Here is an 11,906-nt window from a genome sequence, read left to right on the forward strand (position 1 = left end):
TTAATGCGGGATAAAGTGAAACTTAAATCAGTGGGGAGGTTTACCCCGCTGATTATTAGTCTTCACCAATCGGGCATTTAGGGGCAGTTAATTATTTAAAGTTTACAGCCCCTTAATGCGGGATAAAAAGCAAATTACCTCAAGCAAGCTTAAATATGATATGATGTGAAAAATATAATAGTAGCATATAGTTTTGAGGTGAAGTAATAAATGAAAAAATGGGCTTATCCTTTAGCGGTATTAACGCTCATTATCTTTTTTGTGTTACGAGGTACTTTTCAAAGTAAATTAATCAGTACTTTTGATACAAAAATGGCTGATTTATTTTTCGGTAACCGTTTTGTAGATTTTTTTCACTATATAGGAGAACCGGTATTTGTAGTATCTGTCGCTATCGTCTTAATAGTGTATTTAGCGTGGAAAGTGAAAAATAACCGAGGCATACTATTTGTTTTGTTAACAATCGCAGGTGGGAATGTACTTAACCAATTATTAAAAAAATGGACTCAACGACCAAGACCGGAGATTGAAGAACAATTAACATCCTTTAGCTTTCCATCCGGACATTCTATGACCGGTATCTTGTATTTATTTACAATTGCTTATGTGTTTTCGGAGAACAATAGCAGAGGACGTAAGACATTACTTTGGCTTGGGGCAGTTGTTTTAACTGTGCTTATTGGTTTGTCTCGAGTTGCTGGAGCCCGTCATTTTGCTTCTGATGTATTGGCCGGCTGGAGTATGGGGTATACGTGGTTTGTTATTTGTGTTTTTTGGTACGAACGTCGAAAGAGACTTTTTAAAACGAAAAATAAATTATAAACCTGAAATGGGAGCCATCTAATTAAAGTTGGTTCCCTTTTTTATGTAGAAATAAGGGTGTCACTTATGAACGTACAGCCCTTATCTCTGGCTCACCACCAAAAGAGAAAGCGCCCAGTCGGAACGGAAATCAACCACACGTTATGGTGATGAGCTTTATTTTTTTAATTAAATGGAAACAGCCTTGTCTGCTTCCATAAACTTTTTTACAACTTCTAAGCAATCATAGAATGTTTCAAAAGACTCATAAGGAAGATGAAGGTCTTTACAACGTTTAATAAGATGATCTCTAGCAAGTACTAAATCTGCCTGTTTTGCAGCCTCAAAATCAGAGAGTGAATCTCCAATCACGATTTTAAAATGATTGCTCTGTGCAACCTGTCGCATAACGCTTGGCTTGCAACAACCGCAGCCCTGTGTCTCAAATTTCGTACATTCTTCATCACAGCCGTTTGGAAAGACGAGTTTAATTTGCTGTCCGGAAAAATCGGCACTATTACAATATATACCGGAAAATGGACCGTACTTTTCTAACAGTGGCTCAATGAAAAAGTCTACACCTCCACTAACAATATAAAACGGAATATGCTTTTCTTGTGCAAAACGAACGAAATCACCAAAGCCCTTACGTATAATGGCTGTATTTAATAAATAGTGGATAACATCATCCTTTTGTTTAGTCGATAATAGCTCGAACATTGCTGAAATGCCATCTTTAAAGGTAATGGTTTGTTCCATCATTGCCGTAGCAATTTTCTCAGATTCCTCTGGAACGAATTGAGTCATTAGTGAGACGATATTATCTGTTTCTGTAATAGTACCATCAAAATCACAAAAAATAATTGGTTTCAAGCTACTTCCCCCTTCCAAGAAAAAACGTCTACTTTTGCAGTAGACGTTTAAATTTCACCTGTACACCATGTTCATCGGCTTTTGTTAAGATAATTTGATGCTCTGGAAATTGATTTTTCATCGCATTTACAAAATTTTGCTCAATAGCAGTAGGGATGATAGAAATCATTGTTGGTCCCGCCCCACTTAAAGCTGTTCCAAATGCCCCATTAGCTTTAGCGGATGCACGGATTTCTTTATATTGTGGGATTAATTGGGCACGGAAAGGTTCATGAAATAAATCAGCTTCCATATAACGACCTGCATGCTCATAATCACGAACCATTAATGAAGCTGCTAGCATATTTGCATTTGCAGAGGCTCTCACTGCGTATGCACGGTCAAATTGCTCTGGTAAAACAGAACGAGCTTCACTTGTTTTTAGTTCAACATCTGGTACATACACAACAAAGGAAGGTTCTATATCATTAACATGAAATGTATCAACAACGCCATTTTCATCCATTGAGGAAATTGTTAATCCTCCTAATACCGAGGCTGTTGCATTGTCTGGATGCCCTTCGATTTGTGAGGATAAATCGAGTTTATCCTGTACAGTTAAGCCTAGATCACATACTTGGTTAGCTAGTTCAATTCCTGCAACGATGACAGCTGCACTACTCCCCAAACCGCGGGCTAATGGAAGTTCACTTGCCATTTCAACACGGCAGGCAGGTAGCTGCTTACCGTATTGATCTGCAATTTTTTTAGCAATCACGTATAGTAAGTGCTCTTCTAGCTCAAACTCTTTAGGACCATTATCATCGAGGTGGATAATTTCCCATCTATCCTGTAAAGACACGGTTAACTTTAAGTAAAGAGACAAGCCAAGCCCTATTGAATCAAAGCCGGAGCCTAGATTGGCAGTGCTCCCAGGAACTGAGATTTGCCACATGTTACTCATAGTACGCCCTCGATGTATTTTCGAATTTCTCCCTCATCATTTTTAAGTGAGACAACATCTACAGTCGAGATATTCATAGCAGTATCAGGATCTTTTAAGCCATTACCAGTGAAAATCGTAACAACTTTAGAGCCCTTTGCAATTTTGCCATTTTCAACTGATTTAATAACGCCCGCTAATGATGCAGCTGAACCTGGCTCAACGAAAATTCCTTCAGTGCCTGCAATTAATTTGTAAGCAGCTAAAATTTCTTCGTCTGTAACCGAGTCAATAATTCCACCTGACTCATCGCGAGCTGCTTCTGCAAATTTCCAGCTTGCGGGATTACCTATACGAATAGCTGTTGCCACTGTCTCAGGATTAGCAATAGGTTCACCGTTTACAATTGCTGCTGCACCTTCAGCTTCAAAGCCGAACATCTTAGGTAAGCCAGAGCCTTTTGCTGCATCATATTCTTTAAAGCCCTTCCAGTACGCAGTAATGTTACCTGCGTTACCAACAGGGATGCAAAGATAATCTGGAGCGGCTCCTAAAGCATCTACAATTTCAAATGATGCTGTTTTTTGCCCCTCGATGCGGTATGGATTTACAGAGTTTACAAGTGCCACTGGAGTTGTTTCACTTACTTGACGAACGATATTTAAAGCATCATCAAAATTACCGTCGATTTCGATAATTTGTGCACCATACATTGTCGCTTGGGCTAGCTTACCTAGGGCAACTTTCCCTTTAGGAATCACGACTATGGATTGGATTCCAGCACGTGTTGCATAAGCTGCAGCTGCAGCTGAAGTGTTACCTGTTGAAGCACAAATAACGCATTTGCTACCTTCTTCAATTGCTTTTGCAACGGCAAATACCATGCCTCGGTCTTTAAATGAACCTGTTGGATTTGCACCTTCGATTTTTCCGTAAAGTTCAATGCCAAGTTTCTTAGATAAATTTACTAAATGTATAAGAGGCGTATTGCCTTCGTTTAAAGTTAGAGCAGGTGTACTTTCTGTTACGGGTAAAAATTGTTTATATTCCTCGATTAGGCCTTTCCACATAACGTTACGATCTCCTTTTGTTCTTATAGGAAGAACAGTTGTTTTTGTATAAAAGACATTTTAACGCAAATGGCCCTATGTTTTCAATAGAATTTGAGAAATTGTCGAAACAATTCGGTAATTTGAATTTTTACTTGTCACTTTCTTGAAATAACTGTATAGTAAACTTGAAATGTAAAGTCAAGTGTAAAGACAGGTGGTTAGAATGACGACAAATACTGTAACAACAAATAAGGTTCAACAATCTATTTCTCGTAATAAGCTTTTAGGGGTAGCAGGCGTTGGCTGGCTTTTCGATGCTATGGATGTAGGGATATTATCATTCGTTATTGCGGCGTTAGCAGTTGAATGGGGATTAACACCAAGTCAAGCAGGTTGGATAGGTAGCATCAATTCAATCGGGATGGCTGTAGGAGCTCTTATTTTCGGCGTGCTTGCCGATAAAGTAGGACGTAAGCAAATTTTTATGTGGACGCTCGTTTTATTTTCGATTGCAAGTGGCTTATCAGCATTTACAACTACATTATTTGCTTTTATGACACTACGCTTTTTAGTAGGCATGGGACTAGGGGGCGAATTGCCAGTCGCATCGACGCTAGTTTCTGAGAGTGTAGAAGCAAAAGAACGTGGGCGAGTGGTTGTTTTATTGGAAAGCTTCTGGGCAGCGGGGTGGTTAATCGCTGCACTGATTTCGTATTTTGTTATTCCAACATGGGGATGGCGTATAGCTTTATTGTTAACGGCAATTCCAGCAGTATATGCAATTTATCTTCGTTGGCACTTACCAGATTCACCTCAATTTGTAGTAAAAGCAGAGTCTAAAAAACGTAGTGTTGTGCAAAATATTCAAGAAGTATGGTCGAAAAAATACGTACGCTCGACACTTATGTTATGGGTATTATGGTTTACGGTTGTTTTCTCGTATTACGGTATGTTTTTATGGCTACCAAGTGTCATGGTTAGTAAAGGGTTCGATATGATTACGAGCTTTAAATATGTTCTCATTATGACGCTTGCACAGTTACCAGGTTATTTTACAGCTGCATGGTTTATAGAAAAATTTGGACGGAAGTTTGTACTTGTTTCCTATTTAATTGGTACAGCTGTAAGTGCTTTCATTTTTGGTAATGCCGAAACGATGGTAGTACTATTAACATCAGGAATGTTTTTATCGTTCTTTAACTTAGGAGCATGGGGTGCCCTCTATGCTTATACACCAGAGCAGTATCCAGCAATTATTCGTGGAACAGGTGCAGGAATGGCAGCAGCCGTTGGGCGTATCGGTGGCATCTTTGGCCCTTTGTTAGTAGGATATTTATTAACGGCAGGCTATGATATCGGCTTCATCTTCGCGATTTTCTGCGGAGCGATTGTTATCGGAGTTGTTGGGGTAATTTTCTTAGGACAAGAAACAAAACAAATGGAATTAGATTAAAAAAAATCATGTCTTGGATGGGCGATTGTCTAGTCCAAGACATTTTTTATAATTTTATTACATAAAAATTAAGGAATATTAATTTTTATTCAAATATTTTAAAAAATCTGTTAGAATCAATTCATCGAAAAACTTAAGGATAGAACAATTTTATGAAACTGTCACATTAGCAAGTTAAAGTGTTAAAGATTTTTCAGAAAAGTCATTGTATTCAGATTGTAATCGTGATACTGTATTTTTAACCGAATTTAGAGTCAGTAAGAAACAATCTCCATTCGTGATAATTTCATTGAAAGAAAGGTTGTTAGAAATGAGTATTAATGAAGAAATAAAAAGTAGATTTGTTAGGCTGTCGAAGGGACAGCGTAAAGTTGCACAATTTGTTATGAACAACCCTACAGTTGTAATTAGTAATGGAGCAGCAGAAGTAGGGAGACAGGCTAATGTTAGTGAATCGACAGTGATTCGTTTTTGTTATGCGATGGATTTATCGGGTTATGTAGAGCTTCAAGACAAAATTAGAAGCTATTTAATGAATCAAAATGGTCATGAGAGTCTTCAACTTACATATCCATCAACTAAGATTAATATTTCGAGTTTTGGTAAGGTCATGCAACGTGATATACAAAATATTCAAGATACGATTCATTTGATAAATGATCATACGCTCCAAAAAAGTTCTAAATGGATGCACGAAGCAGAGAACGTTTATATTTTAGGTACTCGTCAAGCTGCGTCCATTGCAAACTGGTTAGCGTATACAATGAAAACGTTACGTCCAAACGTGAAACAGCTTCGCTCAGAATCTGATGATCTTGTACAGCAAATTAACAGTATGAGTGATCAAACGACATTAATTGTTTTTTCATGGGACAAGCATTCAAACGACATTCAAACGATTGTAGAAATTGCTAAGAAGAAAAAGGCAAGAATTATCGCCATTACTGGGTCTGCGTTTTCTTCTATTCGGGAATATGCAAGTGCATTATTTACACTTGGTCTGAAAAAGCAATCTTCATTGGACGTTATTCCAGTATTGTTCTCTTTTTTACATGCGCTAATTGAGGAAATGGTCAGTCAGGACAAGGTACAATATGAAAAATATCAGCAATCCTATGAACAAGTAGAAAATAATTTATTATTTTTAGATGCAGTAAGAGAAAAGCAAGTTTTCTAATCATTTTATAACGCTACACATAAAAAAAGATGTCCAAATAAGTTTTAGACATCCTTGAAAAAGAAGCTTATAAAATTTTGCTTAAACTGTATTCGTTAATAAAGGTATCATTTAATTTAATGGCATTTTGTCGGATGCCTTCTTGCTGAAAACCTAATTTTTTGAACAAATTTAAAGCACATTCATTATGCTCCATGACAGATACTTCTAGGCGTGAAATATCTCGCTGTATAGACCAACGTTCTACTGCTTCCATCAGCGCAGAGCCGATACCTTGTCGCTGATGCTCCTCCTTAACAGCTAGATGAACTGTTGCAACATGTTTAGCTTTAGAATGTTTATATCCATGAATAACGGCATAGCCAGCAAAAATGCCATTTACTATACAACATAAAATCGTACGGTTCTTCAATTGTTTCCAATAGACCAAATCTTTTCGAAGTTGTTGAACTGTAAGGTCTAATTCGTTTTCCATATTATACATGAAGTCAGTTTGTTGGAAAATTTCTTCTTGCAAATGAATAAATGATCGGGCGTCAGATGCTTCAATTGCTCGAATTATGTATGCAGGTGGGTTATCGTCATTTGTAGAAACATTACTCGTAGTCTTCATTTGTGTACGCGAGAAAGTTACACTAGTACCGAGCTTAACATCCATGACATAATAGCCTGCATTTGTCCATGACAAATAGTGAGAGAGAGGGGGCTTTGTTTTTTTCCACCAGCTCCTATTTAAGTAAGCTGCATTTGGCAAGGCTTGTCCCATAATATTTTCGAGTTCGCTAAATGATAAAGTAATTTCTTGTTGTAAAGCTACTTCAAAATAATTTGCTAAAGGAATATACTTTTTTTCCATCTTCTTTGTCATTGTGATCCCCATTTCCTGTATATCCTAAAAAATATAGACTACCTGATAATAGCATAAAATTACGTTTTCATAAATATAAAAACACAACTATATATCTATTTATAGTAAGTATTTTTTATAAACTGTGTATTTTTATTATTAAATGTTATAAATAGGGTGTTATTAACAGATAAATATATTATATTTAATAATAATCTATAAATGTTATAAAAAGGGATTCTTTTATCTCCCGATGCTTTCCAGGTAGTCATACTTTTAGTCTTCTTTCCTGAGCTAATAAAGCCTGCCTCTAGCGTGTATAAGAAAAGTAAGTAATACATGATAATATGGTTATCCTAAAACGGGGGATTTCGGATGTATATTGGCAGTAGTTCCTTTATAGATAAACTTTCACTTTATAACATGTTCGTTCATAAGGTATGATAAAATAAACTATAAATGTTATTGCCATTTAGGAGGAATTAATTTAATGAGTAAAGTTTTAGTTTTTGGTCATAAAAATCCAGATACAGACACAATTACATCTGCTATTGTATATGCATATTTAAAACAGCAAATTGGTGTTGATGCTGAAGCGGTACGCCTTGGTGAAGTAAATAATGAAACACAATTTGCTTTAGATAAATTTGGCTTTGAGGCACCTCGATTAATTTCATCAGTAGCTGGAGAAGCGAAGAAAGTAATCCTTGTAGACCACAATGAATTCCAACAATCTGCAGACGGAATCGAAGAAGTACAAATTACAGAAGTGATTGATCATCACCGTATTGCAAACTTCCAAACAGCAGACCCACTATACTACCGAGCTGAACCTGTAGGTTGTACTGCTACGATTTTAAATAAAATCTTCAAAGAACATGGCGTAGCAGTTCCTGCAAACATTGCTGGTTTAATGCTTTCGGCCATCGTTTCTGATACATTATTATTCAAATCTCCAACTTGCACTGAGCAAGATGTACAAGCTGGTGAAGAGCTAGCGAAAATTGCAGGTGTTGATGCCGCTGAATATGGATTAGCAATGCTTAAAGCAGGTGCTGATCTTTCAGATAAATCATTAGAAGATCTTTTATCATTAGATGCGAAAGAATTCCAATTCGGTGAATATAAATCTGTAGTGGCCCAAGTAAATGCTGTCGACATTAACGATGTACTTGGCCGCCAAGAGGAATTAGAAAATTTATTAAATAAAAATGTAGCAGAAAATGGTTTAGATTTATTCTTCTTTGTTGTAACGGATATTTTAAACAATGATTCAACTGCTGTTGCAATTGGACAAGTAGCAGAGGCTGCAGCAAAAGGATTTGGCGCAGAGCTTGTGAATAATCGCGTACTTTTACCGGGTGTTGTATCTCGTAAAAAACAAATCGTTCCAGTTTTAACTGATGCATTGAAATAACGGAAAAGAGGTTGCCGCGAAATAGGCAACCTCTTTTTTTATTGTTAAGGAATTTATAGGAATACTTTTACTGTGGGCACTCCAACGCTTGTAGATGTAAACGAGCGGTTTAGCGCATTTGTTAATCTAGTTTTAAAGGGTGCACAGCAGGACCTTCAAGAACTTCCCCTTTGGCATTGAAGCGAGAGCCGTGACAAGGGCAATCCCAAGTTTCATCGGCTTCATTCCATTTTGTTTTACAACCTAAATGCGTGCAAGTTGGTGTATTCGCACGTTTCACATAACCTGTTACGAATTCTTTAGCTACAAAACCTCCTACCTTTAGCATCTGCATAAATTGAGCACCAAATTTCGTACGTGTTGGTGAATAAAGGGGAATGGCGCCATCTTCATTCCCAGCACCTGTTATTAAGGAGGACAGTAGATCTCCGGCTACAAAAGAATTGGAAATTCCCCATTTTCGATAGCCAGTTGCAATGAAAACATTAGGCAAAGACGGTGTAATCCTGCCAACATACGGGACCATATCAGGTGTTTCGATGTCCTGCGCAGACCAGCGATAGATAGGATCCTGATCGAAGTGAGCCTTCATTTCATTTTGAATAGCTTCATAATAGGGTTGGGTATTGGTTGTTTCACCTGCAATATGATTAGCGCCACCCAATACTAAATAATGCTCACCGTTAATGGTAGCTGTTCGAATAGAGCGTGTAGGATTATCTACGCATAAGTATTGACCTTGTAGCGTATCAGTGAATTTACCAGCAACCATATAGGAGCGACTGTTAGAAAGTTTGAAAAGATGTAGTCCTCTAAAGGCTTCAATTGGATAGTGTGAGCATAAAATAAGCTTGTTGTATTGAACCGACATGTCATTTGCGGTATGTAAGCTATTTTGTGGTATGTTTAATTGCTGAACACGGGTATTTGTATAGATTTTTGCGCCCATTGATAAAGCTTCTTTAACAAGGAAATTACATACTTCTACAGGATGAATTTGTGCCTGCTGGGACATGCTGAGTGCTTTTGTAATTGGAAAGGGAAGCTCTGTGTCAGTAGTGATTTTCGCCTTAATATTTAATACTTTATAGGCATTCCATTCTTTTAATAATTGGGCGTAGCCTTCTTTTGTTTGGCAATAAAGCAATGAATCTACTTGTTGGATACTTTCTTTAGGGAGTAACTGTAATGCTTTTTCTACAGCTATTTGATTGAGCTGATAATAAAGCCGCGCCTCATCTACAGAAAGTTTTTCAATAAGGTTGGCATAAACTAAGCTATGCTGTGCAGTTAATTTTCCTGTTGAATGACCAGTCGTACCATGACCGATATGGGAATTTGCCTCAAGTAAGACTACATCTACACCTGATTTTGCTAAGACATATGCTGTATATAGTCCCGTCAAGCCTCCGCCAATAATACATACATCACAAGTTGTTGACGCAGGAAGAGTTGGTAGGGAGACGGGATCAATTGTTCCGAGCCAAAGAGATTGTGTCATACATAACCCTCACATTGTTTTTACGTTCAGTATGTAGATTGATTTGAGAAATTATGCAATGAAGCATAAAAATTGCCTTGTAATCATTACTATCGCTACAATGTAGCAAAAGGAGCGTGACTAACTATGAAAATTGAAATCTGGTCAGATTATGTATGTCCGTTTTGTTATATTGGCAAAAAGCAACTAGAGCAAGCGATTGAGGAAACTGGTTTTGCAGGGCAAGTAGAGCTCGTTTATAAAAGCTATCAACTTGACCCAACAACACCTGTGGATACAAATGTGTCTACGTATGAAGCATTGGCGAAAAAGTATGGGATGTCGCTAGAAAAAGCGAAAGAAATGACGCAAGGTGTTGCTGCTCGTGCAAAAGAAGTTGGCCTAGATTATAACTTTGATCATTCAATGGAAGAAAATACTTTAAAAGCACATCGGCTAGTAAAATGGGCAGAACAACAAGGGGATGTTTCAGCGCTTGTCGAAGCACTATTATACAATTATTTTATTGAAGCAAAGCGAATTGGTCAGGATGATGTATTAATCGATATTGCCGAGCAAGTAGGTTTAAATCGTGAAGAAGTTGCAAAGGTTCTTGCTAACGACGATTTTAAAACAGAGGTAGAGGCTGATATACAAGAAGGGCTACAACTGGGCGTACGAGGGGTACCGTTCTTTGTATTAAATCGTAAGTATGGTATTTCAGGAGCACAACCTCAAGAAGTATTTGAAGAAACTTTACGTAAAGTTGCCGAGGAAGAAGGCTTACAACCAGAATTAAAGATGGCAGGCTCTGGAGACAGTGGAGTTTGTACGGACGATAGTTGTAAATTTTAAGTTTGTTTTTGAAAGGTTAAGAAATAACAGGACCTGATCACTTTGGACAGGAAGCCGATCTGACACGAACCTCGAAAAAGTTTGGTTCCCTTACAGAATACTCTCGAAACACGAAAAAGCTCTGGTAAGTTCATTTTACATTCCAAGTAAAAGGAGATAGATCTTTGTTAAACGCATATCATGTGGCAAAGTTGATTGGAATGGAGACTGGACGCCCTTAGGAAAGCGCCCAGTCGGAATGGAAATCAACCTTATTTTATGATGTGAATTTTTTGAAATATCCGCATTTCGGTCAAAAGTCTTAGTATACTAACGTTGACTTTTTACACAAAGTTTTTTAATATATTCATATATCTTGAATTCGAGATATTAAATTTTGAAATTTAAGGGAGAATTTATATAATGAATGTATTAGTAGTAAAAGCAAACAACCGTCCTGACGGTATTTCAACAAAAATGTACGACACATTTATGGAAAATGTACAAGGTGTAAACGTAACGACTTTTGACGTATTCGCAGAAGATATGCCTTATTTCGGTCAAGATCTTTTCAATGCTTTTGGTAAAGTTCAAAACGGTGAAACGTTAACTGATATTGAATCACGTCTTTTAGCTGCAAAACAAAAAGCTATGGATGCTTTAACTGCAGCCGATGTTGTCGTATTTGCTTTCCCACTTTGGAACTTAACAATCCCAGCGAAATTACAAACTTTCATTGACTATGTATTCCAAGCTGGTTATACATTTAAATATAATGAAAACGGTCAATTAGAAGGCTTAATGGGTGACAAAAAAGTAGTTATTCTAAATGCACGTGGTGGTTTCTACTCTACACCTGAAGCACAATCAATAGAAATGTCAGTTAACTATATCAAAAACGTTGTTGGCATGTTCGGTATGGAAATTATCGAAGAGGTTATCATTGAAGGTCATAACGCTTCACAAGATAAAGCGCAAGAAATTATTGCAAATGGCCTAGAAGCGGTTAAAAAAGTAGCTCAATCTTTACAAACTGTAACTGCATAATAA

The 11,906-nt window shown here is 37.2% G+C and carries 11 protein-coding genes; 6 read left to right on the forward strand and 5 right to left on the reverse strand.

The genetic code is table 11. The features are described from left to right. Window positions 1–210 precede the first annotated feature (210 nt). On the forward strand, window positions 211–822 hold the full coding sequence (locus ACVYAD_RS22490; protein ID WP_349661745.1) for a phosphatase PAP2 family protein: 612 nt from the start codon (window positions 211–213) through the stop codon (window positions 820–822). Between the two features lie 168 nt (window positions 823–990). On the opposite strand, the gene ACVYAD_RS22495 is transcribed toward ACVYAD_RS22490, so the two are convergent. From ACVYAD_RS22495 to thrC, 3 genes are read right to left on the reverse strand one after another with little or no spacing between them, the layout of a single operon-like run. After that, window positions 991–1,674, reverse strand: coding sequence for an MtnX-like HAD-IB family phosphatase (locus ACVYAD_RS22495; RefSeq protein ID WP_476428017.1), 684 nt, complete (start codon window positions 1,672–1,674; stop codon window positions 991–993). 28 nt (window positions 1,675–1,702) lie between these two features. Beyond that, complete coding sequence (gene thrB, locus ACVYAD_RS22500) at window positions 1,703–2,617, reverse strand: homoserine kinase (protein ID WP_476428018.1); 915 nt, start codon at window positions 2,615–2,617, stop codon at window positions 1,703–1,705. Further along, window positions 2,614–3,666 (reverse strand): threonine synthase, encoded by a 1,053-nt coding sequence (gene thrC, locus ACVYAD_RS22505; protein ID WP_476428019.1) that lies wholly within the window; start codon window positions 3,664–3,666, stop codon window positions 2,614–2,616. The genes thrB and thrC overlap by 4 nt, the downstream gene beginning before the upstream one ends. A gap of 205 nt (window positions 3,667–3,871) precedes the next feature. Between thrC and ACVYAD_RS22510 the strand changes: the two genes are divergently transcribed. Both ACVYAD_RS22510 and ACVYAD_RS22515 read left to right on the forward strand, forming a co-directional pair. Next, the gene (locus ACVYAD_RS22510) at window positions 3,872–5,101 is read left to right on the forward strand and encodes an MFS transporter (protein WP_476428020.1); all 1,230 of its coding nucleotides are present in this window, start codon (window positions 3,872–3,874) and stop codon (window positions 5,099–5,101) included. Between the two features lie 310 nt (window positions 5,102–5,411). Further along, window positions 5,412–6,278 carry a MurR/RpiR family transcriptional regulator gene (locus tag ACVYAD_RS22515; protein WP_476428021.1) on the forward strand — a complete coding sequence of 289 codons (867 nt, stop codon included), beginning with the start codon at window positions 5,412–5,414 and terminating at the stop codon, window positions 6,276–6,278. A gap of 67 nt (window positions 6,279–6,345) precedes the next feature. Here the strand turns inward: ACVYAD_RS22515 and ACVYAD_RS22520 are convergent, their stop codons facing one another. Then, window positions 6,346–7,146 (reverse strand): GNAT family N-acetyltransferase, encoded by an 801-nt coding sequence (locus ACVYAD_RS22520; RefSeq protein ID WP_349661740.1) that lies wholly within the window; start codon window positions 7,144–7,146, stop codon window positions 6,346–6,348. Between the two features lie 469 nt (window positions 7,147–7,615). On the opposite strand from ACVYAD_RS22520, the gene ACVYAD_RS22525 reads away from it, so the two are divergent. Continuing rightward, a complete protein-coding gene (locus ACVYAD_RS22525) occupies window positions 7,616–8,542 on the forward strand; it encodes a manganese-dependent inorganic pyrophosphatase (RefSeq protein WP_476428022.1) in 927 nt (308 codons plus the stop codon). Between the two features lie 121 nt (window positions 8,543–8,663). Here the strand turns inward: ACVYAD_RS22525 and ACVYAD_RS22530 are convergent, their stop codons facing one another. Next, on the reverse strand, window positions 8,664–10,043 hold the full coding sequence (locus ACVYAD_RS22530; protein WP_476428023.1) for an FAD-dependent oxidoreductase: 1,380 nt from the start codon (window positions 10,041–10,043) through the stop codon (window positions 8,664–8,666). 126 nt (window positions 10,044–10,169) lie between these two features. Here ACVYAD_RS22530 and ACVYAD_RS22535 point away from each other — a divergent pair, with 126 nt between their 5' ends. Both ACVYAD_RS22535 and ACVYAD_RS22540 read left to right on the forward strand, forming a co-directional pair. Continuing rightward, window positions 10,170–10,877 (forward strand): DsbA family oxidoreductase, encoded by a 708-nt coding sequence (locus tag ACVYAD_RS22535; RefSeq protein ID WP_476428024.1) that lies wholly within the window; start codon window positions 10,170–10,172, stop codon window positions 10,875–10,877. A gap of 402 nt (window positions 10,878–11,279) precedes the next feature. After that, a complete protein-coding gene (locus ACVYAD_RS22540; RefSeq protein ID WP_349661736.1) occupies window positions 11,280–11,903 on the forward strand; it encodes an FMN-dependent NADH-azoreductase in 624 nt (207 codons plus the stop codon). Window positions 11,904–11,906: the final 3 nt, after the last annotated feature.

This window comes from Lysinibacillus sp. G1-3 (assembly GCF_056322905.1).